The following is a 25,228-nucleotide window of genomic DNA, read 5'->3' as shown; positions in this document are numbered from 1 at the left end:
GAGACCCCATGGCCACTCCCAGCGCTAGCTCTTATAACGCCGACGCCATCGAAGTCCTCTCGGGCCTCGACCCGGTGCGCAAACGCCCCGGCATGTACACCGACACCAGTCGGCCGAACCACCTTGCCCAGGAAGTCATCGACAACAGCGTCGACGAAGCCTTGGCGGGGCACGCCAAATCGGTGCAGGTCATCCTGCACGCCGACCATTCGCTGGAAGTCAGCGATGACGGCCGTGGCATGCCGGTGGACATCCACCCCGAAGAAGGCGTTTCCGGGGTCGAGCTGATCCTCACCAAGCTGCATGCGGGCGGCAAGTTTTCCAATAAGAACTACCAGTTCTCCGGCGGTCTGCACGGGGTGGGTATCTCGGTGGTCAACGCCTTGTCGACTGAAGTCCGGGTGCGCGTAAAGCGTGACGGCAACGAATACCAGATGACTTTCGCCGACGGTTACAAGAAAACCGAGCTGGAAATCGTCGGTACGGTGGGCAAGCGCAACACCGGGACCAGTGTGTTCTTCGCCCCGGACCCGAAATACTTCGATTCACCGAAATTCTCTATCAGCCGCCTCAAGCACGTGCTCAAGGCCAAGGCCGTTCTGTGCCCGGGGCTGCTGGTCAGTTTTGAAGACAAGGCCACCGGCGAGAAAGTCGAGTGGCATTACGAAGATGGCCTGCGTTCCTACCTCGTCGACGCGGTCAGCGAATTCGAGCGTCTGCCGGACGAGCCGTTCTGCGGTGCTTTTGCCGGGAACAAGGAAGCGGTTGACTGGGCCCTGCTGTGGCTGCCGGAAGGTGGCGACGCGGTGCAGGAAAGCTACGTCAACCTGATCCCGACGGCCCAGGGCGGCACCCACGTCAACGGTTTGCGCCAAGGCTTGCTCGATGCGATGCGCGAGTTCTGCGAATTCCGCAGCCTGTTGCCGCGCGGTGTGAAACTGGCGCCGGAAGACGTCTGGGAACGCATCGCTTTCGTGCTGTCGATGAAGATGCAGGAGCCGCAATTCTCCGGCCAGACCAAGGAACGTCTATCGTCCCGCGAAGCGGCGGCATTCGTTTCCGGTGTGGTCAAGGATGCGTTCAGCCTGTGGCTCAACGCCAATCCGGAAACCGGCCTGGCGCTGGCGGAACTGGCGATCAACAACGCCGGTCGTCGCCTGAAGGCCAGCAAGAAGGTCGAGCGCAAGCGCATCACTCAGGGGCCGGCGTTGCCGGGCAAACTCGCCGACTGCGCCGGGCAGGACCCGATGCGTTCCGAACTGTTCCTGGTGGAAGGTGATTCCGCCGGCGGTTCGGCCAAGCAGGCGCGGGACAAAGAATTCCAGGCGATCCTGCCGTTGCGCGGCAAGATCCTCAACACGTGGGAAGTCGACGGCAGCGAAGTGCTGGCCAGCCAGGAAGTGCACAACATTGCCGTGGCCATCGGCGTCGATCCGGGCGCGGCGGACATGAGCCAGCTGCGCTACGGCAAAATCTGCATCCTCGCCGACGCCGACTCCGACGGTCTGCACATCGCAACGCTGCTTTGCGCACTGTTCGTCCAGCATTTCCGCGCGTTGGTCGATGCCGGGCACGTCTACGTCGCCATGCCGCCGCTGTACCGCATCGACCTGGGTAAAGAGATCTACTACGCCCTGGACGAAGCCGAGCGCGACGGCATTCTCGATCGCCTGGTCGCCGAGAAGAAACGCGGTAAGCCACAGGTCACCCGATTCAAAGGCCTGGGCGAAATGAACCCGCCGCAGTTGCGCGAAACCACCATGGACCCAAACACCCGGCGCCTGGTGCAACTGACGCTGGGCGATAATTTCGAGGCGACCTCGGAAATGATGGACATGCTGCTGGCGAAAAAACGCGCCGGTGACCGCAAGACCTGGCTGGAGTCCAAGGGCAACCTGGCCGAGGTTCTGGGCTGATGCGTCTGGGCTTTGCCCTGGCGTGTGCGTTGCTGCTGACCTCGATGACGGTGTCTGCCGAGCCGACACCACAGTTGCGTCTGTTGTCCGAGCATGCCGTCGATGGCATGCGCGGCGGCAACCTGTCCGGGTTGGCCCAGTGCGGCAAGGAGCTGTGGACGGTGTCCGACCGCGACGACGATCAGATCTATCGTCTCGATACCCGGGGCGGCATCTGGCGCGCGGAGGCCGTGGGGATCGGCGCGCCTCCGGTACCCGCCAGCGGTCTGCCCTGGGGGCTGCGTTCGCGGGCTTGGCTGGCGGCGTTTGTGCGGGGTGGCGACCTCGATTTCGAGGGCATCACCTGCGACAGCGCCGGCAATCGCTACGTGGTCAGTGAATCCCATGCGGCGGTGCTGCAAATTCCGTCGACGGGGCCGGCCACCTGGCTGAAGATCTCGCCGATCATGGTCCGTGAAGCGCGGGCGAGCGGCATGCTGTTGCATTTCAATGCGTTATTCGAAGGGCTGGCGATCAACCCGGCGGGTGATCAACTGTGGTTGGCTGCCGAGCGCGAACGCCGTGGGTTGATCTCGATCAAGCGCAAGCAAACCGTCTGGGACTGCGATGGCGGTTGCGTGCTGCTGAGCGAAGCCGGAGTAGAAATGCAGCCACCCCAGTTTCCCAAGGCCAAAGCGGTTTCCCGTGACTTTGCCGATCTGTCATTGTTCAACGGCAAGCTATTTACCCTTGAGCGCAACGCGTTCGAGATTTGCCGTCGCGATGCAATGACGGCCAAGGTCGAGCGCTGCTGGTCGTTTGCTGATGAGGCGTTGCAGGAAAACCGGCGTTATCCACAACCCTATGGGCTGGCGGAAGCGCTGGTGGTGGATGCCGAGGGCGCCTGGATTGGTATCGACAACAATGACGGTGCCCGCGCCGATGGCGAGCAACGGCCAATTGTCTGGCGCTTTGCCGCGCCTGACGGTGGCTGGAGCGCCAGACCATGAGCCAGCAAACGCCGGGCAAGCGCGCCGGTAGAGTGCTGATGGTGCTGGCCTGGTGCGCCGCGCTTTTTCTGGCGACACGGTTTTTTGGTCAGTGGGAAGCGCGTCAGCAGAATCCCAACGTGGTCGTCAGCTCGGAACAGGGCGAAGGTTTTATCGAAGTTAAGCTGGTCAGCAACGGCCAGGGGCATTTCGTCGCCAGCGGCCATATCAACGGTCAGCCGGTGGATTTCATGCTCGATACCGGGGCAACCGATGTGGCGATCCCGGCGCAAATGGCCGAACGGCTGAAACTGGAACAAGGCTTCGGGGTAACCCTGAGCACCGCCAACGGTCGTACCGAGGGTTATCGAACCCGCATCGACCGGCTGCAACTGGGCGACATTGTGCTGCGTGATGTGCGCGCCATCGTCGTGCCAGGCCTGGATGGCAAGCAAGTGCTGCTCGGTATGAGCGCACTGAACAAACTTGAATTTACCCAGCGCGGTGGCACCATGCTGCTGCGCCAGACAACGAACCGATGAGGCCCGCATGAGCGACATCCTTGCAGACAGCTTAGATGGCGTAGAACGCCGATCGCTGGCTGACTTCACCGAAAATGCCTACCTCAACTATTCCATGTACGTGATCATGGACCGTGCCTTGCCGCATATCGGCGACGGCCTGAAACCGGTACAGCGGCGCATCATCTACGCCATGAGCGAGTTGGGGCTGGACGCCGATTCCAAGCACAAGAAATCGGCGCGTACCGTCGGTGACGTGCTCGGCAAGTTCCACCCCCACGGCGACTCGGCCTGCTACGAAGCCATGGTCCTGATGGCCCAGCCGTTCAGCTACCGCTACACGCTGGTGGATGGCCAGGGTAACTGGGGTGCGCCGGACGATCCCAAGTCCTTTGCCGCCATGCGTTACACCGAAGCGCGGCTGTCGCGTTATTCCGAAGTTTTGCTCAGTGAATTGGGCCAGGGCACCGCGGACTGGGGCCCGAACTTCGACGGCACCCTCGACGAACCGCTGGTGTTGCCGGCACGTTTGCCGAACATCCTGCTCAACGGCACCACCGGTATCGCCGTGGGCATGGCCACCGACGTTCCGCCCCACAACCTGCGCGAAGTCGCCAGTGCCTGCGTGCGTTTGCTCGATGAGCCCAAAGCAACGATCGAACAGCTTTGCGAACACATCCAGGGCCCGGATTACCCGACCGAAGCGGAAATCATCACCCCGCGCGCCGACCTGCTGAAAATCTATGAAACCGGCAAGGGCTCGGTGCGCATGCGCGCCGTGTACCACATCGAAGACGGCGACATCATTGTCACCGCGCTGCCGCATCAGGTTTCCGGCGCCAAGGTGCTGGAACAGATCGCCGCGATGATGCAGGCCAAACCCTCGAAAGCCCCGCAAATTGCGGATTTGCGCGACGAGTCTGACCACGAAAACCCGTGCCGTATTGTGATCATTCCCGGTGCACGCAAAAACTTCGACCACGATGCGTTGATGCAGCATCTGTTCGCCAGCACCGAGCTGGAATCGAGCTATCGGGTCAACATCAACATCATCGGCCTGGACGGCAAGCCGCAGCTGAAAAACCTGCGTGCGTTGCTGGTCGAGTGGCTGGAATTCCGGGTGCAGACCGTGCGTCGTCGCCTGCAATTCCGCTTGGACAAAGTTGAGCGTCGCCTGCACCTGTTGGACGGTTTGTTGATCGCCTACCTCAACCTGGATGAAGTGATCCACATCATCCGCACCGAGGAACATCCGAAAGCCGCGCTGATCGAGCGTTTCGCCTTGAGCGAAATCCAGGCCGACTACATTCTCGACACCCGCTTGCGTCAATTGGCGCGACTGGAAGAAATGAAGCTGCGTTCCGAGCAGGATGAACTGCTCAAGGAACAAGCCAAGCTGCAAGCCCTGCTGAGCAGCGAAGCCAAGCTGAAAAAACTGGTCCGCACCGAGCTGATCAAGGATGCCGAGACCTATGGCGACGATCGCCGCTCGCCAATCGTCGAGCGCGCCGAAGCCAAAGCGCTGACCGAGCACGATCTGCTGCCGAACGAGAAAGTCACCGTTGTGCTGTCGGAAAAAGGCTGGGTGCGCTCCGCCAAGGGCCACGACATCGACGCCACCGGGCTTTCCTACAAGGCCGGGGACGGCTTCAAGGCCTTGGCGCCTGGGCGTTCCAACCAGTTTGCGGTGTTTATCGACTCCACCGGCCGCAGCTACTCGGTGGCCGCGCACACGTTGCCATCGGCCCGAGGCCAGGGCGAACCGCTGACCGGTCGTCTGACGCCGCCGCCAGGGGCAAGCTTCGAATGCGTACTGATGCCGGACGACGATGCGCTGTACGTCATTGCCTCGGACGCCGGTTACGGTTTCGTGGTCAAGGGTGAAGACCTGCAAGCCAAGAACAAGGCGGGCAAGGCGTTGTTGAGCCTGCCGAACAACGCCAAGGTGATGCTCCCGCGTCCGGTGGCCGATCGTGAACAGAACTGGCTGGCATCGGTGACCACCGAAGGTCGGCTGCTGATCTTCAAGATCAGCGATCTGCCACAATTAGGTAAGGGCAAAGGCAACAAGATCATCGGGATCCCCGGTGAGCGTGTGGCCAGTCGCGAAGAGTATGTTACGGACATCGCCGTTGTGCCGGATGGCGCTACATTGGTGCTGCAGGCCGGAAAACGTACCTTGTCACTGAAAGCGGACGACCTCGAACATTACAAGGGTGAGCGTGGGCGTCGTGGTAACAAGTTGCCACGTGGCTTCCAGAGGGTGGATGCGCTGCTCGTCGAAAACCTCAATTAAGCGTCCTAGAGCGCTCGATCTACGATTTAACGCGTAGATCGACGCATTGGCGCTGGAGTCGGAACGCATATTCACGGATGATATGGCCTTTCAAGCGCCGGCGTGGCCGAGCGTTCTTCATATTTATTGAGTATTTTCACTGTGGTCAGCCTTGTGGCGGCCACCTGGATGGGACGATGACTGCTCTGCGCCTTCCTTTTATTTTGATGCTCGCCGGCGTACTTGGCCTGGCGGGTTGCAGCGTTCACCAGCCGGTGTCGCTGTATCAACTGGACAGCGGAAGTCCGGTTGCGCCTGCGCAAAGCGCGGGCATGGCAGTATTGCTGGGCCCGGTTGTCGTTGCCGACTACCTGCAACGTGAAACCCTGTTGCAACGCCAACCGGATGGCAGCTTGCAAGCGTCGACCGACGGTCGTTGGGCTGGCAGCCTGTCTTCCGACATCGATCAGCTGTTGCTGCGTCAGGTGGCCGGTCATCTGGACAGCCAGCGTGTGGTGCTGGCACCTGCGACGGTAGGGTTCACGCCGGATGTGCAGGTGTTGCTGACCATCACGCGTTTGGATTCGGGTGAGTCGCAACCGGCGATCCTTGATGCGCAATGGCGCCTGATCGACCGTCGCGGGCAGGTGCGTGATAACCGCATCATCCACTTGCAGGAGCAGCATGCCGGCAACACGGCGGCTCAGGTTCAGGCTCAAGGAGTGCTGTTGCAGAAACTTGCCGAACAGCTGTCGGTCGCGCTCAAGCCACTGGCTAACCAGCCGCCGATTGCCGAAGCGCCTAAAAAAGCGGCGGCCAAGCCTGTAGCGCCGGCAGCTGAACAGGAAAAACAGCCGAAGATCCCAATGGCTGCACCGATTCGTACAGATATGGAAGTGTTTCGCTTCTAAGTCTGGAAGGATTCAAAACAAGGCCCGCATTGATGCGGGCCTTGTTGTTTCTGTCGGTTGGAGGCTTTCGGGGCTGCTGGCCTCCTCGCTGGCAAGCCAGCTCCTACAAGGTCCGTGTGGATTGCAATAACTATGTAGGAGCTGGCTTGCCAGCGATAGCTGATGGCCTCATTTCTGGCAAGCCAGCTCCCACAGGTTATCTGTTGAGCGCTGATTTTGTGTGCGACATCAACCACTGTGGGAGCTGGCTTGCCAGCGATAGCGCCAGGACAGGCAACAAAAAGCCCGCAGACGATCACTCGTCTGCGGGCTTTTTCATAGCGGGTCTTTACGCCCGGCGTTCGTGCATCCGGGCCAATTGCCGCTCCAGCATCGATGGATAAGGCTCCATCAACCGCTCTACGCAGCACGCGCCTTCAGGGCTGGCGATCGGGCGGATCCGCGCGCGCTGGCGGATTAGTGCGTCGTCGCTGATCTTGCGTTCCACCAGCAGCAGGTTGCGGCTGTGTTGCGACAAGGCCAGGGCGTCCTGCGCAGTGTCGGTCAGCAGCAGGTCGATCTGGCTCAGGCCGAACAACTCGTCACCCAGGGTCAAGCCAAGCTGCAATTGCAGGGTGATGCCGCTGTCGGCGACTTCGATCTGCAACTGATGGCCCAGTGCGCGCAGCAACTCGCCGCAGCAAATGGCATTGGTCAGGTAATCGTCGCCGCTGTCTTCGGTGTGGAACAGCATCAGCGTGCTGCCATCGTTCAGGGTGTGCATTTCACTCTCATAGAGCGAGGCGGCCTGGTCGAGGCAATCGCGGTAGCGTTTCAGCAGTTCTTCCAGGCGGGCGCGCGGCAGGCGACGCAGTTGCTCCTGGGAGCCCAGCTGCACGGCGAGTACGGCGCTGTGCTGCGGCATGTTCGAGGCCACGGGTTTAATGGCTGGCTTCGGTGCGCTGTCTGCCGGGTCATCGAGCAAATCGGCGAACGCATCGTCGTCATCGTCTTCGACGGTGCTGACAACGCGCCGTGGCGCAGCTTTCATCGCGGCCATTGGACGGCTTTCGTCGAAACTCGGATCGCGCAGGTTACGCACTTCGAAGCCTGGTTCGGCGTCTTCGTCATCGTCGTCGGCGAATTCCGGCTCCGGCACGGGTTCCGGCTCGGCCGGTTCCGGTGCGAAATTGGCGTGCAGCTGACGCGCCAGGTCACCGATCTCGTCCTGCCGTTCGGTGGCCGGGGTGTATTCGTCGATATTGCGCAGCCACACGCGCAATTGCAGCAGCGGCGTGGAAATATGCCGACCCAGACGCAGGCTCAAGGCCAGGGACAAGGCGAGCAGAATTGCACTCAGGATGCCCATGCTCTGCAGGCTGATGGTCATCGGCTGCTGGAACTGATCCATGTCGAGGCTGATGCGCAGTTGGCCGGCCGTCACGTCCTGAAACGTGATCTTGCTCTGGTACATGCCCTCGGCTTCCCCCAGCAGGCCGTGCTTGGGACGCTGACCGGCTTCGGCGAGGATGCGGTTATCCACGCTATAGATGGCGGCGTGAGCCACCAACTTGTTCTTGGTCAGGTTATTGAGCAGCACGTTGAGGCTGAGGATGTCGTTGGACACCAACAGCTCGGTGGCCGAAGTAGCCGTCTGCGTGGTCAGGCTTTCGCCCAGCGCATCCGCCTGCTCGTGCATGGCCTGCTTGAACTGCAAACCCATCACGCAGGCGTAGATGACCAGGGCCAGAGCGACCAGGATCACGTTATGGCTGGCGATGCGCAATGCAATCGGTACACGGCGGTGACGCAGTGCCCGGAAGATCAGCAGGAAGAAGTTATCGGTTTTTACTGGCGTGGGCCGGTTCACTTGAGCTCGGCTCTTTGTCCGTGAAGTTGACGCGCAGTATAGCGACAGGCCCTAGGCCGTCAAAGCGCTCACGGTGCCCGATGGTCACTGAAAGTGGGTAGAATGCGTTTTTTTTCCACCTGCGGGGGTGCGCCTTGCGCGAAATCGTCCTGATAAACATCACGGGAGTCGACCGTCCGGGTCTGACTGCAGCCATTACCGGCGTTCTGGCCCAAGGTGGTGTGAACATTCTCGACATCGGTCAGGCGGTGATCCACGACACCTTGTCGTTCGGCATTCTGGTTGAAATTCCCGACACCGAGCAAGGCAAGTCGGTGCTCAAGGACATCCTGTTCAAGGGTTACGAGCTCGATCAACAAGTGCGTTTCACGCCGGTATCCGAAGAGGATTACCAGCAATGGGTCGGTAACCAGGGCAAAAAACGCCACATCGTGACCTTGCTGACCCGCAAGGTGACCGCCGGGCAATTACAGGCCGTGAGCTCGATCACCGCCAAATATGGCCTGAACATCGACCATATTGATCGCCTGTCCGGGCGCATGCCTTTGGATACTCCAGCCGATAAGGGCAAGGGATGCATTGAATTTTCCGTGCGTGGCGAAGCGGCCGATCCGCAGGCGCTGCGTGCCGAATTCCTCAGCGTGGCCCAGGAACTGAACGTCGACATCGCCTTCCAGGAAGATTCGCTGTTCCGCCGTAACCGTCGTCTGGCGGTGTTCGACATGGACTCGACCTTGATCGAAGCCGAAGTGATCGATGAACTGGCCAAGGCTGCCGGCGTGGGCGACAAAGTGTCGGAAATAACCGAGCGCGCGATGGCTGGAGAACTGGATTTCCGCGCCAGCTTCAAAGAACGCCTGGCGTTGCTCAAAGGGCTGGATGTCGGCGTGCTGGACTCGATTGGCGCTTCTCTGCGCTTGACCGAAGGCGCCGAAACCCTGTTCGCCGAACTCAAGCGCCTGGGCTACAAGACCGCCATCCTGTCGGGCGGCTTCACCTACTTCGCCAAGCAATTGCAAGCCAAGCTGGGTATTGACTATGTGTTTGCCAACGAGCTGGAAGTTGTCGACGGCAAGGTCACTGGTGTGGCGGTCGAGCCGATTGTCGATGCGCAGCGCAAGGCTGATCTGCTGAAAGAGCTGGCACACAAGGAAGGTTTGCGTCTGGAGCAGACCATTGCGGTCGGCGACGGTGCGAATGACTTGCCGATGCTGGCGATTGCCGGGTTGGGCGTGGCGTTCCGTGCCAAGCCGTTGGTCAAGCAGTCGGCGAAGCAGGCGATTTCCACCCTTGGGTTGGATGGCGTGCTGTACCTGTTGGGCTTCCGCGATCGCGACGGGCAGCTGTAAATTGTAGGAGCCGGCTTGCTGGCGATGGGGTTCTTGATGACGCCATCGCCAGCAAGTCGGCTCCTACAGGTTTGCGAGCGCGGTGAGCCAGGCGCACCGCGTTCCAGCACACGGGTTATGCTTTTGGCAGGCCCATTCCCTGGCCCATCTGCACCGGCGAACCCGCCGCCAGTTCTTCAGCCCACTGCACTTGATCCGGCCCGAACAGCACCACAGCGGTCGAACCCAATTTGAAGCGGCCCAGTTCCGCGCCTTTTTCCAGATGAATCGGCGCACGGGCGGCTTCGTCGTAGCGGAAGGTTTTCAGCTCGCGTTTCGGCGGCGTGACCAGGCCTGCCCAGACGGTTTCAATCGACGCCACAATCATCGCGCCCACCAGCACCACGGCCATCGGCCCGCGCTCGGTGTCGAAAATGCACGCCACACGCTCGTTGCGGGCGAACAGCTCCGGGACGTTTTCAGCGGTGGTCTGGTTGACCGAGAAAATTCGGCCGGGAATGTAGACCATCTCGCGCAGGGTGCCGGCCAGCGGCATGTGCACACGGTGGTAGTCCTTCGGCGACAGGTAAATGGTCGCGAAGTCACCGCCCATGAACGGCGCAGCATTCGCCGCGTCGCCACCCAGCAGTTCCAGCACGCTGAAGCTGTGGCCCTTGGCCTGGAACACACGACCGTGTTCGATCGGGCCGAGTTGGCTGACCGCGCCATCCGCCGGGCTGAGAATCGCGCCCGGTGTTTCGTCCAGTGGGCGCGCGCCGTCTTTCAAGGCACGGGTGAAGAACGCGTTGAAGTGCTCGTAGGCAGTCAGGTCTTCGACCAGCGCCTGGGACATGTCCACCTGATAACGCTTGGCGAACCACGCCGTGAACGCATTCTTGAACCAGCGCACGCGGCATTCGGCGACGCAGCCGGCCAGTCGCGAGAGCAAGTGGTGAGGCAGCAGGTACTGGCTGAGGATAAACAAACGCTCTTTCATTGGGTGTCCTTAAAAACCTTAAAGCTCGACAGGCGTGTCAGGGTGATTGCCCCATTCGCCCCAGGAACCGGCGTAGCCTTTGACCCGCGGATAACCGAGGGACTTGGCCACCAGATAAGTGAAGCCCGACCGATGGTGGGTCTGGCAGTGGGTAATGATTTCTTTGTCCGGCGTGATGCCGAGTTGTTCGAGGATCTGCGGCATGTCGCTGCGGATGCGCAGGTTGCGCGCCGGATCCATGCCCGCGGTCCATTCGAAATTGACTGCACCAGGAATGTGACCGCCCTTGGCTGCCAGCACTTTCTCGCCCGAGTATTCCAGCGGCCCCCGTGCGTCCCAGATCGCCAGGTCGGCGGCGCCGAGACGGCTTTGCAGGTACTCGCGGGTGGCGGTAGGTTCGTCATGCAGGGTCAGGCTGACCGGACCGCCGACCGCTGGCGGGATCTGAATCGACATCGGAAAGCCTTCCGCCAGCCAGGATTTCAGGCCGCCGTCGACGTAGTGGTATTTGCTGTGTCCGATGACATCCAGCAGCCAGATGAAGCGCCCGGCCCAGCCGCCGCCTTCGTCGTCATACACCACGTAGACCGTGTCGGGATTGTGTCCCAACTCACCGAACAACGCTTCGAGTGCCGCTTGCGGCGGCATCAGGCCTGGCGCCGGCGGCTGCCCGAGTTGCGTGCGCTTGGGATCGACAAAGCGTGCGCCGGGGATATGCCCTTCGGCGTAGCGGGCACTGCTGGTCAGGTCCACCAGGATCAGTTCGCGGGCTTCGAGGCGAGGGAGCAAGTCGCTCGGTTCGATTACCAGCGGCAAGCCAGAGAAGTCAGACATGTGAGGTCTCCAGGGCACAAAAGGGAGGATTGTAGCGCAGGCTCATTTGCCGCGTTCACTAAAGCTGTGCAGCGCTTTTTCGATGCACTGCGCGGTTTTGCCGAAGGCTTGCACGGTGATTTCGGAAAACGGCCCGCCGCCCTGATCCGCGACGACAATCATGATCACCCGGCCATTGTTGACCAGCGAGCGTAGCAACAGGTGTTCACCGCTGAATTGTGCGCGCAGATTGTTGGGCAGCAGGGCGGAAAACTGCGCGTTATTGGCCGGAGTCAGGCGAACCTGGGCCTGTTGCGCGAGCAGGCGTTGCAGCACGTTGCTTTGGCTGACTGAGAAATTCAGCCCGGCTACTTCTGTAGGTAATCCAGCGGTCTGATGCACTCGCAGATTGGCGTGGGTGCGATCGGCCATCAGGATCATCACCCGACGCATGCCGCACGCGACCAGCGCGTCACGGGCGGACGTGGTCAAGTGCATGGCGTTGGTGAATCGACTCGGCTCGACCAGCAATTCGGCGCATTGTTTGCGCCACTTCGCCAGGTCCTCGGCCGTCGGCGCCGGCGCCGGGAGCAATCCGGCATGGACACGGTTCATGCCCCACGGCCAGATCAGCGCTTCGGCGGGGTGCCAGAGGTCGAGCATGGCGTGATGGCGTGCACTGTTGGCCGCCTGTTGGTGCAACTGTTGCTGCAACTCGTCCATCGGCATTTGCAGGTAAAGGCTGGTCAGGTATTGCCAGCGTTTACTATGCGGACTGTCCCAGGCCTGTTGTGCCGACAACGCCAAGCCGTTGGCCAGCAGCACGGTGTTGGCCGGCTGATTGAGCCAGCGGCGCAGGTTCGGATCATCATCGAGGCGGTTTTGCTGACGCAATGGGTGCTCGCTGTCGCGGGCAATGCGCAGGACTTTCACCAATTCCCGTTGCTCGGTGAGCAAAAGTCGATAGCCCTGTTGCACCCAGATCGGCAAGCGCCAGATGTCCACCAATGCCAAGCCGATTTTTAGCAGAGACACGCCAAACAATTGCTTTTCGACTTTGCGCGCGGACTCGCCTTTATAGATGACCCGCAATTCCCAGTCTTCGAGCAATTGCGGGTGAGTCAGCGCCAAGGGCCACAGCGGCGACAGAAACAGCAGGCTGCCCCAATGGATGTCCTGCCACAGGCGTGCCAGGCGACTGGCAAAAAAACCGTTGGCCTGTTGCGTGGCGTGCTGGCTGATCATTTGTAACTGACGCAGGGCTTTTGGAATCTCGGCCTGAGGCAGCACCGGCATGCGCTCAAGCAATTCTTCAGTGCGCTTCAAGCCGAGGCGATTGATCGCGATCTCAAGGTTTTCCGCCGGCTCGGTCATGTTGCCATGGGTGTGCCGGTTGGCTTCGCGGATCACGCTCAAGGCCAGGGCGGGGCTGTCCTGCATCAATTCGGCGATGTCGCGCAGCGAGCTGCGACTGTTGCGGATCGCCTGGCAGACGAGGTCGTGGCTGTGTTGCGGAACCGGCAGGCGCACGCCATCGAGAAGCTTTACCCAGCCTTCGAGCGTGGTCGGTTTTGGAGTCGGAACGTTCGTTTCGTTAGCCATGGTGGGAGGCGATCATCGTCAGCATTATCTATGCCCGGAATGGGTCAAATTGGCTTTTCGCCTGAACTGGCTATAGTCTGGCGCAGTTTTGCCGATAAGTAGAAGAAGAGATTTTTTAACTTCCGAATATGACCTTGAACCCGACTCAGTAAGTGCTCTCCTACCTATGGCTAAAATAATCGGCATCATCGTCGTATTCGCGAGCGTGCTCGGCGGATACGTGCTCTCCCACGGCAAAATTGCCGCCCTGATCCAACCCTTCGAGGTCATGATTATCGGTGGTGCGGCCCTCGGTGCATTCCTGCAGGCCAACCCCGGCTACATGACGATGCACGTGCTCAAGAAGTCCCTGAGCATGTTCGGTTCGCGCTTCAATCACGGCTTCTATCTTGAAGTGTTGGGCCTGATCTACGAGATCCTCAACAAGAGCCGCCGCGAAGGCATGATGGCCATCGAAGGCGACATCGAAGATGCCGCTGCGAGCCCGATCTTCGCCAAGTATCCGGCAGTCCTCAAGGACGAGCGCATGACCGCGTTCATCTGCGATTACTTGCGCATCATGTCCTCCGGCAACATGGCTCCCCATGAGCTGGAAGGCCTTTTCGACATGGAACTGTTCAGCCTCAAGGAAGACCTTGAACACCCGTCGCACGCGGTGAACGGCATCGCCGACGCCATGCCCGGCTTCGGTATCGTTGCGGCGGTACTGGGTATCGTGGTGACCATGGCTTCCCTGGGTGAGGGCGACCAGAAGTCCATCGGCCTGCACGTAGGTGCGGCACTGGTGGGTACCTTCTTCGGTATTCTTGCCGCCTACGGTTTCTTCGGTCCGCTGGCCCACTCTCTGGCCCACGATGCCAAGGAAGAATTGAACGTCTACGAAGCCATTAAGGCTTCGCTGGTGGCTTCGGCTTCCGGCATGCCGCCATCGCTGGCCGTGGAGTTCGGGCGCAAAGTGCTGTACCCGGCGCACCGTCCTAGCTTCGCTGAGCTCGAACAAGCGGTTCGTGGTCGTTAAGCATGGAAAATAACCAGCCGATAATCATCAAGCGCGTCAAACGCATCGCCGGCGGGCATCACGGGGGCGCGTGGAAAATCGCCTTCGCTGACTTCGCCACGGCGATGATGGCGTTCTTCCTGGTGTTGTGGCTGTTGTCCACGGCAACGCCAGAGCAGAAGATCGCCATCGCCGGTTACTTCAAAGACCCGATCGGCTTCTCCGAAAGTGGCACGCCATACATCATCGATTTGGGCGGCACGCCGACCCTGGCGCCGGAAAACACCCTTAACCCCGAGGTGAAGTCCCAGCCGCAGCCGGACAAAGTGACCGTCGACGCCGAACAGGTCGAAGGCATGGCTGAAATGGTCGAGAAGGAGCGCCTCGAGCTGTTGCTGCAAGAACTACAGAACAAGGTCGAAGAAAATCCGCAGCTGCAGAAATTCAAAGACCAGATCCTGTTCGAGATCACCCAGGACGGCTTGCGCATCCAGATCGTGGACGCGGAAAACCGACCGATGTTCGACTCGGGCTCGGCGCGTCTGAAACCGTACTTCGAAGACATCCTGCTGGCCATGGCCGACACGATCAAAGCGGTGCCGAACAAGATCAGCATCAGCGGTCACACCGACGCCAAGCCGTACACCGGCACCGGTGATTTCGGTAACTGGGAACTCTCGGCCAACCGTGCCAACGCCGCTCGCCGTGCGTTGGTGGCGGGCAGCTATCCGGACCAGCAAGTGGCGCGAGTGGTGGGTTATGCCTCGTCGGCGCTGTTCGACCGCGAGCACCCGTTCAACCCGGTCAACCGCCGTATCGACATCATCGTGCTGACCAAGAAAGCCCAGCGCGCCATCGAAGGTTCGCAAGGCGCGGAGCCTGCACCTGATGTACCGCAAGGTTCGGCTGCCCCGGCAACCGCGCCGACGACGCCAGTCGATCCGAATGCGTTGCCAGCGGACAAGGAACCGTTGCCGGCACATGAACTGCGTGAACGTCTGAACCTGTTCGATGATCCGGCGCCGAAACCGGGTGAGCCGCCGAAGCAGTAACTGAAAGAGAAAGCCGACAGAGATGTCGGCTTTTTGTTGTGGTGCATCAAGATCAAAAGATCGCAGCCTTCGGCAGCTCCTACAGGAGTACCGCGTTTCCCCTCCTGTAGGAGCCGGCTTGCTGGCGATGAACGATTACGCGGACCATCGGCGAGACCGGAATAAATCGATGCGCATTGATCTCAGAATCCACGAATGATCCTGGACTTCAAGTCACTGTGGAAGCGATCGGCATTGGTCTTGTTGAAGGTGCGCGCGGACTCGCCTCCCGTTACCGATTCCATTGCGATCGAGCGCTTGAGCATCACTTCGTTGCGATAAGCATCTATGAATAACTCGATGTCTTTGTCGCTGCTGAGTTTTGGCCACTTGTCCAGGTACAGCGGCAATTCTGTCGGCCCGGCCTTGAACGAGCAGATGCGTCGATTACTGATCGTCGCTTCGCCGATTTCGAACGGCACCCACCAGGACGACGCGGTCTTTTCCGAAACTACCGCCAGCAGGTGAGTGCATTCGGTGATGTTGCGGGTGATGACCCCGGTGATGTCATCGGTGGTCTGGGATTCTGGGTCCAGCACGTCGAGGTAGGTCTTGATGTTCGCCTGCATCAGGCGCGTGTTGATGTTGATCGCATGCGCGCGATCCATGTGGCGGTAGCTGATAAACACAGGCATCAGAAATGTCCCTTGATCGCGAGTTCGCGGTAATAGGCGCCGAGGGCGGTGAGGCGGCAACCGGTGGAGTGAATGGCGGCGTAATACATGTGTTCGGCATCAACCGGTTCGATCAGGCTGTGACGATTGCACTTTTGCAGTTGAGAGAAGACTTCGCCGTGCTCTGGATTGAATTCAGGCTCGGTGGGCTCATAGCTGGGGGCGAGGGGGTACACCGATTCCGCTTCGGCAAACCAGTCGGGCAGTTTTCTCAGGATTTCCTTGGGGATCAGCGGCGAGACTTCACGCAAGGAAATGAATTGCGAGACATTGGTCTTGAACACGGGGCGCTGTTCCCAGGCGTCGAGGGCGTTGTCGACGAATGAATAGAGGCTGCCGGGAGTGATTTTGCCGAGGATGTTCGCGGCGCCGCCATGCAGCGCTTGAAGCAGCAAACCGGTGAAGACCCCGTGGCCAGCGCCTTCCATTGCCGGCTCTTCTTTCTTGCACGCCGTGAGAATGGTCATGCCTTCGCCAATCACACTGCTTTCGCTGCGCAAGGCGCGTATTTCGCCGGCCGATCCGCCCTGGCAGCAGTCGAGAATAATCACTTTGTTTTTGATCTTCGTCGCTTTGGTGGCCCAATTCAGGATGTCGCTGATCCGGATGCCGTCCTTGGCGCTCTTGTAGTCCTGAGGAATCAGCATGCCTTCGTCAGTGTCGGTATCGAAGCTGCCGTGGCCGGCGAAGTACAGCAGGGCGACATTGCAGTCCCCGGAAAACAGCTCGCGTATCTGGTCTTCGAGTTTCTCGCGACTGAGGTAGTCCTCGGCTGAGGTCAGAACAAGATTCTTGAAATTCGGATCGCCATTGGCGTCGGTCTTCAGCACCGAAGCCATGGCCATCGCGTCGTTGTTACAGCCGCTCAACTGGGAAATATGGCTGTAGTTGTTGATGCCGATGAACAATCCCTTGCGCATGGTTACACCGCCGTTTGCTGACGAATCGCACTGACGATGCTGTTGGTGTTCCACGCACATTCGGCATGTGCCGCGTTACGCACCACAGTGGAAATGCGCTCGGCGCCAAATGGTTTGATCGCGATGATCACCTTGCCCATGCGCTTGGCGATCTCGATTTCCTTGTTGATCCACTTGCTGTAGGTCGAATACATCCCGGCCATGATCAGCACGGCGGAGCAGGGGCGGATTTTGTTTTCGATGGCTTCGATGAGTTGCTTGTCGGTTCGCGCGCCAACAATCGGGTTGTGCGGTGGCACCGAGAAATTCTTGAAGGTGAAGGTCGGGTGCGCGGTGAGCAGTTTCACCAGTTTGTCGTGGGCGTCGGAGTAGTTCCACGAATGGCTGATGAACAGATGGTAGGTTTGCATGGGTGTCCCTCGATGTCGCTTGAACGCGAAGAGGGCTCGAATGTATGCAATTGGCGGGCGCGAACAAGGCTTGTGCGGCGAATCAGAAATGCCCTTCAAACACCTGGGCAAACGCCCTACGGATTCGTCTGACGTTTAAGGCGGGGGGATATGCGTAAGACGTAACGAACGGCCGGCCGCCCCGTTGGTGCGAGGCGGTCGGCGCGTCTGTTTAATAGCCGTTTTCCGGCAGGCTGGCGATGATCGAGCGGTAGCTGTTCATCCGTTGCAGTTGCACACGGCCGTCTTCCAGGGCCTTGAGCAGGGCGCAGCCCGGTTCGCGGTCGTGCTTGCAGTCGCGGAAGCGGCAGGTGCCCAGCAGGTCGTTGAACTCAATGAAACCGGCCTCTACGTCGGCACGGCTGACATGGCCCAGACCGAATTCGCGGATACCCGGGGAGTCGATCAACTCGCCGCCACCGGGGAAGTGGAACAGGCGCGCGGTGGTGGTGGTGTGAGTGCCCTGGCCGGACAGCTCGGACAACGGACCGACGCGGGTCTCGACTTCCGGCAGCAGGCTGTTGACCAGCGAGGACTTGCCGACGCCGGACTGACCGACGAACACGCTGATGCGTCCATCCAGTTGCTTCTGCAATTGCTCCATGCCATTGCCGTGATGAGCCGACACTTCGAGCACCGGGTAGCCAAGGGTGCGGTAAACCGCGAGCAAGGCGTTCAGTGCCGGTGCATTGTTTTCGTCGATCAGATCGAATTTGTTCAGCAAGAGCAACGGCTTGATGCCGGCGTGTTCGGCGGCTACCAGGTAGCGGTCGATCAGGTTGGCGTGAGGCTCGGGCAGCGGGGCGAAGACGATCACGATCATGTCGACGTTGGCCGCCACCGGCTTAAGCTGACCACGGCTGTCCGGACGGCAGAGCTCGGTGTTGCGCGGCAGTTGCGCCACGATCACGCCGATGCCCTGGTTGCCGGCGCGCCAGACTACCTGATCGCCGGTCACCAGCGCCGGCAGGTTGGCGCGCAGGTGGCAACGGAATACCTGGCCGGCCAGTTCGCCATCGCGAGCCTCGACTTCGACCTGCACACCGAAGTGTGCGATTACCAGGCCCGTCTGTTCCGGGCCGAGGTCACCGCCCTCAAGTGCCTCGACAGCCGAGGACTCGCGTTTGGCGGCGCGGGCAGCGCGTTCGCCCTGAATCTTTTCGATGCGCCAGTTTTGACGACGATTGAGTTGGCGTTTGGCCATGGGTGTTCCGTATCAAGAATGCAGCGATTAGGTAAAACGGTCGCGAGTTTAGCACGCCCGGCCACCGGCCTAGGCTAAACTGCGCAGCATTGCCTAGGAGCCGACACATGCTAAATACGCAGAACCTGATCTGGATCGACCTGGAAATGACCGGTCTGGATCCGGAAAACGACGTCATCATCGAGATGGCCACCATCGTCACCGACAGCGATCTGAACACTTTGGCCGAAGGTCCGGTGATTGCTATCCACCACAGCGATGAAGTCCTCGCCCGCATGGACGAATGGAATACTCGCACCCACGGCAACTCCGGACTGACCCAACGCGTGCGCGACAGCCGTATCAGCATGGCCGAAGCCGAAGCCGAAACCATCGCCTTCCTGGAAAAATGGGTGCCGAAAGGCAAGTCGCCGATCTGCGGCAACAGCATCTGCCAGGACCGTCGCTTCCTTTATACCCACATGAAATCCCTGGAAAGCTATTTCCATTACCGCAACCTCGACGTGTCCACGCTCAAAGAGCTGGCTGCGCGCTGGGCGCCGGACGTGCGCGACAGCTTCAAGAAAGGCAGCACTCACCTGGCCCTGGACGACATCCGCGAGTCCATCGCCGAGTTGCAGCACTACCGCAAGCATTTCATCAAGTTCTAAGCCTGGAATCCGACCTGTAGGAGCTGGCTTGCTGGCGATGGCGCCCTTGAGGACGCATCGCCAGCAAGCCGGCTCCTACAAATAATGTCGCCCTCTTATGGTGCCTGGATGAAGTGAGTAGACTGCGCGCCTTTCTGCAAGGACCGCCAACATGTTGCTGATGCTCTACCTGATCGCCATCACCGCCGAAGCCATGACCGGCGCGCTCTCGGCGGGCCGTCGCGGCATGGACTGGTTTGGTGTGGTGCTGATCGCCTGCATCACGGCACTGGGCGGAGGTTCAGTGCGCGACGTGCTACTCGGTCATTACCCGCTGACCTGGGTCAAACACCCGGAATATCTGGTCCTGACCTCTATTGCGGCGATGGTTACGGTGTTTACGGCACGCTGGATGCGCCACCTGCGTTCGCTGTTTCTGGTGCTCGATGCCGTCGGGCTGGTGGCCTTCACCCTGATCGGCTGCATGACCGCCCTGGAAATGGGGCATGGCATGTTGGTCGCGTCCGTCAGCGGCGTGATCACCGGAGTGTTCGGCGGCATCCTTCGGGACATCTTCTGCAACGACATTCCGCTGATTTTCCGCCGTGAGCTTTACGCCAGCGTCTCGTTCGCCGCAGCGTGGTGCTACATGTTTTGCCTTTACCTGAATTTGCCAGGAGAACAGTCGATTCTGATCACGCTGTTCGGTGGTTTCCTGTTGCGACTATTGGCAATTCGTTTCCACTGGGAAATGCCGAAATTTGTCTACAGTGATGAGCAATGAAGTTGAAGCTGCATATTTATGAATGTTAAATGCGGTAACTAATTAATTCTTTATCAGTCGCTGGTTTTTATAAGCTGAATTTTCATTTCGGTTTATAGGCGGCTTGTATGCTTGATGCATGTTTGAAAAATTGTTCTGCTAATAGTCACAGACGATTCATAGAAGAACGAATCCCTGAATGGCTGATCCAGGCGTCACCTCACAGGCGATTGGCCTTAAGGCATGCACCTGTCGCTATCCCCGCATGGTACAGAACGGCAACAGCGGCGTCTCATGCCGCCCTGGCGCAAGCTATCAAGGCCAGCTGGTTGTCGCAGACCAAACTGGATCGAGTGTTTGAGCCTCTGGCCGATGTCCGTCGGTTTGCCGAGCCACTATTGAAACGGATATTGAAGGATCGCTTTGGTGTTGAGCTGGATGTAACCCGGACGTACCTTCGGCTCTATTTACCCAAAGGCATTTTGCCGGGGTATCAAGTTAAAACGCTCTCTTTATTAGATGCTGCGCTGAATAACTTTGAAACAAAGGAAGCTGTCGAGAATTATTTTGACGACGCATCTTGTTTTATTAGTGGGCCCGACAATCTTGGTCACTTCAGTAACTCGCCAGTAAATAAACAAATAAAAGTTTCTGAATATATCTCGATGTGTCGTGAACTGGACATCGGTGGCCAGTATTCGCGAGAACTGGAAGCGATATTGTTGCCCAGGGATGCTGTCGCCAAAAACGGGCTGGAGTACCGAGTCAAGACCAGCCAAAAAGATGCATTCAGGGCGGCTGTACTCATGGCGCGGATGAAGGGCGACATTGGCACGGACTCAGAATCCTCGCTTCTGCGGCTTCTTGAGGGCGCATCCATTCCATTTTTGCAATGCCACCAATTGCAGGTCATGACGGCCAAACTGACTGGCGTCATGGTGCTGGCGGGGGATCTTGAACATTCCTCCAGCGTTGAGCCACTGGTGGTGTACATACCCAACGATCCACAGCATCCGCTCAAGGAATATCCCTCGACGCTGGCGTTCGCGGCGGTATTGACGGAGCAACTGCGCGCGCCGGCCTATCAAAGGTTTTTTGCCAGGTTTATTGCTCATGAGCAGCGCGGCCATTTCTTTGCCGCGCTCGATCAACAATTGAATGTTGTGAAGTGGAATCCGCCGCAACCCGATGACCCCCAACCGGCCTGGCGCCGTGTACCTGTCGAAAACCCCAGGCTGCGCTTCCACTCGCACAGAATCGAGGGTGATCCGTGGCAATGGCTCTATCAGGACGCGCTTAACAAAATCCTAAATGACGCGCGCATCATTGCGGTGCCGACCGCCGATGAAGATCGTCAGTCGCGCTGGGCGCTGTGGGTCAGTCTGGAGAAAGTGGCCTCGATCGTCGTACAGGTCGCAGCCCTGGTGGCAATGCCCTTCGTGCCGTTTCTGGGCGAGTTGATGCTGGCGTATACCACCTATCAATTATTGGACGATGCCTTTACCGGCATCCTCGATTGGGCCGAGGGACAAGTATCCGAAGCCGCCGGCCATCTGCTGTCCATCGGCGAGAATCTCGCGCAGCTGGCAGCTTTCATAGGGGGCGCCACCGTGGCCGGGAAAATCCTCGCGATCAAGCCTTCGGCATTTGTCGAGGGACTCAAACCGGTAGTGTTTGACGATGGGCGTACGCGGTTGTGGTATCCCGATCTGCAGCCCTATACACATCCCGTCTTGCTGGCGGACGACGTGCCGGACGAGTTGGGTCTGAGGCATCAGGCAGGCAAGACTTTTCTGCCGCTTGAGGGTCGCAATTACGAAGTAATCGCTGAACCTGAAAGCGCGGCCTATCACGTCCGCCACCCACAGCGGCCAAATGCCTATCGACCGCGTCTCAACCACAACGGTGCCGGCGCCTGGGCCCACGAGGTCGAGCGACCTATGGAGTGGCAAGGTGCGCAGTTGTTTCGACGCCTGGGGCACTCGGTTGCGGAGTTTTCCGACGACACGGCACGGCGCATCCTCTCGGTCAGTGGGATCGACGAAGCAATGTTGCGGCACATGCACGTTCACGCGCAGCGCCCGCCGGCCCTGCTTGAAGACACGATCCGGCGATTCAAGCTGGATCAGCGGATCGAGCTATTCAACACACAAATGGCGAGCCCTGATTCGGCGGTTTATGCCAAGGCTGACGTCCACCTGCAATTGCATCTGTTGAAGACCCAAAAGGTCGATCTGCCCGAGCAACGGCTGCGGGGTGGTGACGTGATTGCGACCGTCCTGGAGGTCGTACCGGAACGCGAGCAGAAAATACTCATGGGGTTGAGTTCATCATCGGGAGACGCGCTGCCAGGGCGGCAGGTTTGCGCCGATTTGCTGCGTAACCGCATGGCCCGGTGGGCGCAGGAATACCGCGCGTCGTTGTTCAACTCTGTTGAGGAGTCGTTCGAGTCGGCTGCGAACTCAAGCACGCAGCAGATGCGGCGGATTTTCCCGGACCTGCCTCGAAGTGTTGCGCAAGAGTTATGGCGGGAAGCCACTGCTGGCGATCGATTGCACCTGCTCAATAATCCCGGCATACCCCGACGGATGGCCAGCGAGGCACTGTTTTATCTGCGTGAGTTACGCCTGAATCGCGCCTGTGAGGGATTGTATTTGCACGCTGTCTCCACGGCCGATAGCGACATGCTGGCCTTGCACATGCTCGAAACCCTCGAAGGCTGGAATCCCGCTGTTCGCCTGGAGGTTCGTGACGGGGACGTTGACGGGGTGCTCCTCGACAGTATCGGATCTGTCGACGCGCCGATTCGTAAAGTGTTGGTCAAGCAGGCGGGACGTTATGAAACCTACGATGACAAGAGTCAGCAATTGCATGGCCTCGACGATCTGTTTGGCGCGGTCCAGCATGCGCTTCCCCAGCCTGAGCGCGAAGCTCTCGGGTTTCCCCATGTCGGGCAGGGGCATGAGCTGGAACAGGCCGTCATTCGCCTGCCACTGTTGCCACGTGCCGAGTTGAGAACGTTGTTCGGACAGCCACCGCTGGCAGCCGACAGTCATTCTCCGATGCGACTCGCAGTCGGTCGCGCCGGTTATCTGCTGGGCGGTGGAGATTTCAAACCCGTAAATACACTGACTTTCGAGCAAAGGCTGCGAGCGCTTTTCCCCGCGCTTTCTGAAGAGGATATGGCGGCCTTGCGCAGTGAGCGACTCTCCGGGGAGCCATTGCTGGCCATCACACGCCTGGAAAATGAGTACCTCACGCTGGTCAATGAGTTGGAGCTATGGGTGCAAGACGTGCCTTCTCTCCATCCGATAACGGGCCTGCCGCTGGATGCCGGCATTATCGCGGAACAAACCCTCAAACGACGGGCCTTCATGGAGGAGCTCAAGGCCAGTTGGTCTCGCAAGCCGACGCCAGCCAGTCCGTATGAGCCTTATCACTTTTATCTGTATCTCGACATCATCGGCGAGTTGCCCGAACTGTCTGCCGACTTCAGCCATGTCACCGAACTGGTGTTGGGGAGCCGTCTTCAGCCGTTGCGCGGGGATGGTTTTTTGAAAAGCTTTACCGGGCTGCAGTTCCTCACGCTTGAGGGCATTGAACTGAGCTCCTTCCCTATGGACATTTATCAAATGCGAGGCCTGGTCTCGCTGACGCTCGATCGTTGCGCCCTGCGACTCTCTGAGGCCACGGCGGAAGGATTGTCTCGGATCGAAAGCCTGGAGCTGCTGAGTCTGAACGATAATCCTCTGGGCATTAGTCCGCACTTGGGCTACATGAAGGGCTTGCGTGACCTTTATTTACGTAATACGGGAATAACTGAAGTTCCCTCTGGACTGTTTGATCTCGAGCGTCTATCGAGGGCAGATCTGACATTCAATGAGATAGTTGATTTGCCCGAGGAGTTTTTTGAAGTGCCCGACACACGGGCCCTTGATATTGACCTCAGCGATAACCCATTAGGATTTGAAAGTATCGCTGGCCTCAAGGAATACTTGGCACAAGCAAGTCTCGATCGAGAAATATCCGTTCGATTCGACGGGGCTCCGGAAGTTGAGGAGGCTTTGATTGATTCTGAAGATGAGTCGACAGACAGTGCGATAAGTAGTGGCGCAGAAAGTGATGTCGAACGCTGAATGATAATCTGATAGGCGTTCACACAGTTTGTCTCTTTTTTTAAGTGTGGCGTAGGAAGCGATTGTTGTAGTTTTGCATTCGAAGTCAGGGCTCGGACTTGTGCCGGGCTCTGACTTTTATTTGACTAAACGTATTTTCCTTTCCCGCAAAAAAAGAGTGAGTCGTCATGCCTGATGAAAGTGTAAAGCCAGTTCGATTTTCTATGTTCAAGGTTCAGTTTGATGGTGGTGCTGGTGCTACTTCAAAAAAATCTACGCCAACGGCAGAATGCAGGTTCGAGTGCAGGTGGCTCTTTCTGCTGTTGATGCGAATGGAAGGCCGGTCATATTGTCGCCTTCGGTCTATCATAGTGTAAGGCTGATTAACTACAAGACCGGAGAGTTGCTGGCGGACGGTTGGGAGGCGGGTGCTCCAAACCGGTTTTCACAGGCGCTATATGGAGTTTCACTGGAGTGGAAGGAGGAGTCAGCGCCCTTTAATCCCTATGTCCGGATTATTAACTATTGGGTGTCGAGTTCCATCGCCCAGGACGTCCAGATTGGTGCGGTGGTTATTTTGAATGACAATGTGATCCGTTCCAATAACACCACCGTGGGTCATAAATTCGATAGCAGCGTGTTTATCGAAGCGCAACCTCCAGTGACTTATGACCTTACAAGGTTTCATCTGGACTCCGTGGAGAGTTATCCCGCTCAAGCCACCACCGTTACCCATTTTTACTTGAGTTTGAATGTCGATGGGCAACAGTTGAAGTTAATAGGTTGGTCAAGTAAGGCGGAGACTGGATACGGTGTTTTCTCCAGGAGTACCAAAGCGCTTGAGATGCGTGGCTTTTATCCGGACAGTGATTTTTGGTGGCGATCGCTCTGTCATGTTGCCAGTGTCGATGAACAGGAAGTGTATCTGGTACTTCCGCCAGAGCGCGAAGTGAATAGACCGCAGTTGCATCGCGTGGTGGTCAATGATCGAAAAGGCATGCTGTCTATTGTTCAAGCATCTACCCTGGATTTCACTGAAGACGTGCATGTCGGGAATGAAGGGGCATTTTATTTTACAGTCTACGATGTTTACGGTAATGGGCATGACTTGGGGTTGCGTGTTGACAAGTCTGTTGTTCCTAGCACGTTTGCGCTCGTTAAAGGTTGACCGTTTTAAGTTGATCTCTATAAGTAACTTCATGGTTG

At 58.8% G+C, this 25,228-nt stretch carries 20 protein-coding genes; 12 read left to right on the top strand and 8 right to left on the bottom strand.

Annotation, left to right across the window (positions count from 1 at the left end; all coding sequences use genetic code 11):
- The first annotated feature begins 8 nt into the window (after positions 1 to 8).
- The 5 genes from parE (at position 9) to ABVN21_RS21020 (ending at position 6,591) form a co-directional block, all read left to right on the top strand.
- Complete coding sequence (parE, locus tag ABVN21_RS21040; RefSeq protein WP_339554334.1) at positions 9 to 1,916, top strand: DNA topoisomerase IV subunit B; 1,908 nt, start codon at positions 9 to 11, stop codon at positions 1,914 to 1,916.
- Complete coding sequence (locus tag ABVN21_RS21035; protein WP_339554333.1) at positions 1,916 to 2,905, top strand: esterase-like activity of phytase family protein; 990 nt, start codon at positions 1,916 to 1,918, stop codon at positions 2,903 to 2,905. Before parE ends, ABVN21_RS21035 begins: the two co-directional genes overlap by 1 nt.
- Positions 2,902 to 3,426: a TIGR02281 family clan AA aspartic protease gene (locus ABVN21_RS21030; RefSeq protein WP_339554332.1), complete on the top strand. Its 525-nt coding sequence runs from the start codon at positions 2,902 to 2,904 to the stop codon at positions 3,424 to 3,426. Before ABVN21_RS21035 ends, ABVN21_RS21030 begins: the two co-directional genes overlap by 4 nt.
- Before the next feature lie 7 nt (positions 3,427 to 3,433).
- Positions 3,434 to 5,701, top strand: coding sequence for a DNA topoisomerase IV subunit A (gene parC / locus ABVN21_RS21025; protein WP_339554331.1), 2,268 nt, complete (start codon positions 3,434 to 3,436; stop codon positions 5,699 to 5,701).
- A gap of 176 nt (positions 5,702 to 5,877) precedes the next feature.
- The gene (locus ABVN21_RS21020; RefSeq protein ID WP_339554330.1) at positions 5,878 to 6,591 is read left to right on the top strand and encodes an ABC-type transport auxiliary lipoprotein family protein; all 714 of its coding nucleotides are present in this window, start codon (positions 5,878 to 5,880) and stop codon (positions 6,589 to 6,591) included.
- Positions 6,592 to 6,919: 328 nt separating this feature from the next.
- Here the strand turns inward: ABVN21_RS21020 and ABVN21_RS21015 are convergent, their stop codons facing one another.
- A complete protein-coding gene (locus tag ABVN21_RS21015; RefSeq protein ID WP_339554329.1) occupies positions 6,920 to 8,440 on the bottom strand; it encodes an AhpA/YtjB family protein in 1,521 nt (506 codons plus the stop codon).
- Positions 8,441 to 8,574: 134 nt separating this feature from the next.
- On the opposite strand from ABVN21_RS21015, the gene serB reads away from it, so the two are divergent.
- Complete coding sequence (serB, locus tag ABVN21_RS21010; protein ID WP_095192149.1) at positions 8,575 to 9,789, top strand: phosphoserine phosphatase SerB; 1,215 nt, start codon at positions 8,575 to 8,577, stop codon at positions 9,787 to 9,789.
- A gap of 115 nt (positions 9,790 to 9,904) precedes the next feature.
- Here serB and asd read toward each other — a convergent pair whose 3' ends face one another.
- From asd to ABVN21_RS20995, 3 genes are read right to left on the bottom strand one after another with little or no spacing between them, the layout of a single operon-like run.
- Complete coding sequence (gene asd, locus ABVN21_RS21005) at positions 9,905 to 10,765, bottom strand: archaetidylserine decarboxylase (RefSeq protein ID WP_339554328.1); 861 nt, start codon at positions 10,763 to 10,765, stop codon at positions 9,905 to 9,907.
- An 18-nt stretch (positions 10,766 to 10,783) separates the two neighbouring features.
- Positions 10,784 to 11,599 (bottom strand): rhodanese-like domain-containing protein, encoded by an 816-nt coding sequence (locus ABVN21_RS21000; protein ID WP_339554327.1) that lies wholly within the window; start codon positions 11,597 to 11,599, stop codon positions 10,784 to 10,786.
- Between the two features lie 42 nt (positions 11,600 to 11,641).
- Complete coding sequence (locus tag ABVN21_RS20995) at positions 11,642 to 13,180, bottom strand: HDOD domain-containing protein (protein ID WP_339554326.1); 1,539 nt, start codon at positions 13,178 to 13,180, stop codon at positions 11,642 to 11,644.
- A 166-nt stretch (positions 13,181 to 13,346) separates the two neighbouring features.
- Between ABVN21_RS20995 and motA the strand changes: the two genes are divergently transcribed.
- Together motA and motB are read left to right on the top strand one after the other, a co-directional pair.
- Positions 13,347 to 14,198, top strand: coding sequence for a flagellar motor stator protein MotA (gene motA / locus ABVN21_RS20990; RefSeq protein WP_339554325.1), 852 nt, complete (start codon positions 13,347 to 13,349; stop codon positions 14,196 to 14,198).
- A 2-nt stretch (positions 14,199 to 14,200) separates the two neighbouring features.
- A complete protein-coding gene (gene motB / locus ABVN21_RS20985) occupies positions 14,201 to 15,229 on the top strand; it encodes a flagellar motor protein MotB (protein ID WP_339554324.1) in 1,029 nt (342 codons plus the stop codon).
- 182 nt (positions 15,230 to 15,411) lie between these two features.
- Here the strand turns inward: motB and ABVN21_RS20980 are convergent, their stop codons facing one another.
- The 4 genes from ABVN21_RS20980 to rsgA all read right to left on the bottom strand — a co-directional run bounded on the left by ABVN21_RS20980 (position 15,412) and on the right by rsgA (position 18,515).
- Positions 15,412 to 15,903 (bottom strand): toll/interleukin-1 receptor domain-containing protein, encoded by a 492-nt coding sequence (locus tag ABVN21_RS20980; RefSeq protein ID WP_339554323.1) that lies wholly within the window; start codon positions 15,901 to 15,903, stop codon positions 15,412 to 15,414.
- Positions 15,903 to 16,862, bottom strand: coding sequence for a caspase family protein (locus ABVN21_RS20975; RefSeq protein ID WP_339554322.1), 960 nt, complete (start codon positions 16,860 to 16,862; stop codon positions 15,903 to 15,905). The genes ABVN21_RS20980 and ABVN21_RS20975 overlap by 1 nt, the downstream gene beginning before the upstream one ends.
- A gap of 2 nt (positions 16,863 to 16,864) precedes the next feature.
- Positions 16,865 to 17,272, bottom strand: coding sequence for a TIR domain-containing protein (locus ABVN21_RS20970; RefSeq protein WP_339554321.1), 408 nt, complete (start codon positions 17,270 to 17,272; stop codon positions 16,865 to 16,867).
- A gap of 211 nt (positions 17,273 to 17,483) precedes the next feature.
- The gene (rsgA, locus tag ABVN21_RS20965; RefSeq protein WP_339554320.1) at positions 17,484 to 18,515 is read right to left on the bottom strand and encodes a small ribosomal subunit biogenesis GTPase RsgA; all 1,032 of its coding nucleotides are present in this window, start codon (positions 18,513 to 18,515) and stop codon (positions 17,484 to 17,486) included.
- A 107-nt stretch (positions 18,516 to 18,622) separates the two neighbouring features.
- Here rsgA and orn point away from each other — a divergent pair, with 107 nt between their 5' ends.
- The 4 genes from orn (at position 18,623) to ABVN21_RS20945 (ending at position 25,190) form a co-directional block, all read left to right on the top strand.
- Entirely contained in the window at positions 18,623 to 19,165 is a 543-nt protein-coding gene (orn, locus tag ABVN21_RS20960; RefSeq protein WP_339554319.1) for an oligoribonuclease, read from the top strand.
- Positions 19,166 to 19,316: 151 nt separating this feature from the next.
- Positions 19,317 to 19,928 carry a trimeric intracellular cation channel family protein gene (locus ABVN21_RS20955; protein ID WP_339554318.1) on the top strand — a complete coding sequence of 204 codons (612 nt, stop codon included), beginning with the start codon at positions 19,317 to 19,319 and terminating at the stop codon, positions 19,926 to 19,928.
- Positions 19,929 to 20,236: 308 nt separating this feature from the next.
- The gene (locus tag ABVN21_RS20950; protein ID WP_339554317.1) at positions 20,237 to 24,043 is read left to right on the top strand and encodes a DUF6543 domain-containing protein; all 3,807 of its coding nucleotides are present in this window, start codon (positions 20,237 to 20,239) and stop codon (positions 24,041 to 24,043) included.
- Between the two features lie 286 nt (positions 24,044 to 24,329).
- Entirely contained in the window at positions 24,330 to 25,190 is an 861-nt protein-coding gene (locus ABVN21_RS20945) for a hypothetical protein (RefSeq protein ID WP_339554316.1), read from the top strand.
- Positions 25,191 to 25,228: the final 38 nt, after the last annotated feature.

This window comes from Pseudomonas sp. MYb327 (genome assembly GCF_040438925.1).
Taxonomy (GTDB): Bacteria; Pseudomonadota; Gammaproteobacteria; order Pseudomonadales; family Pseudomonadaceae; genus Aquipseudomonas.
The sequence above is the reverse complement of the archived record's forward strand: the minus strand, read 5'-3'. Positions and strand labels throughout refer to the sequence as shown.

Bases quoted from the DNA above. Each gene is read 5' to 3' on its own strand.
- parE (WP_339554334.1), top strand. From the start codon at position 9: ATGGCCACTCCCAGCGCTAGCTCTTATAACGCCGACGCCATCGAAGTC.
- ABVN21_RS21035 (WP_339554333.1), top strand. From the start codon at position 1,916: ATGCGTCTGGGCTTTGCCCTGGCGTGTGCGTTGCTGCTGACCTCGATG.
- ABVN21_RS21030 (WP_339554332.1), top strand. From the start codon at position 2,902: ATGAGCCAGCAAACGCCGGGCAAGCGCGCCGGTAGAGTGCTGATGGTG.
- parC (WP_339554331.1), top strand. From the start codon at position 3,434: ATGAGCGACATCCTTGCAGACAGCTTAGATGGCGTAGAACGCCGATCG.
- ABVN21_RS21020 (WP_339554330.1), top strand. From the start codon at position 5,878: ATGACTGCTCTGCGCCTTCCTTTTATTTTGATGCTCGCCGGCGTACTT.
- asd (WP_339554328.1), bottom strand. From the start codon at position 10,765: ATGAAAGAGCGTTTGTTTATCCTCAGCCAGTACCTGCTGCCTCACCAC.
- ABVN21_RS21000 (WP_339554327.1), bottom strand. From the start codon at position 11,599: ATGTCTGACTTCTCTGGCTTGCCGCTGGTAATCGAACCGAGCGACTTG.
- ABVN21_RS20995 (WP_339554326.1), bottom strand. From the start codon at position 13,180: ATGGCTAACGAAACGAACGTTCCGACTCCAAAACCGACCACGCTCGAA.
- motA (WP_339554325.1), top strand. From the start codon at position 13,347: ATGGCTAAAATAATCGGCATCATCGTCGTATTCGCGAGCGTGCTCGGC.
- motB (WP_339554324.1), top strand. From the start codon at position 14,201: ATGGAAAATAACCAGCCGATAATCATCAAGCGCGTCAAACGCATCGCC.
- ABVN21_RS20980 (WP_339554323.1), bottom strand. From the start codon at position 15,903: ATGCCTGTGTTTATCAGCTACCGCCACATGGATCGCGCGCATGCGATC.
- ABVN21_RS20975 (WP_339554322.1), bottom strand. From the start codon at position 16,862: ATGCGCAAGGGATTGTTCATCGGCATCAACAACTACAGCCATATTTCC.
- ABVN21_RS20970 (WP_339554321.1), bottom strand. From the start codon at position 17,272: ATGCAAACCTACCATCTGTTCATCAGCCATTCGTGGAACTACTCCGAC.
- rsgA (WP_339554320.1), bottom strand. From the start codon at position 18,515: ATGGCCAAACGCCAACTCAATCGTCGTCAAAACTGGCGCATCGAAAAG.
- orn (WP_339554319.1), top strand. From the start codon at position 18,623: ATGCTAAATACGCAGAACCTGATCTGGATCGACCTGGAAATGACCGGT.
- ABVN21_RS20955 (WP_339554318.1), top strand. From the start codon at position 19,317: ATGTTGCTGATGCTCTACCTGATCGCCATCACCGCCGAAGCCATGACC.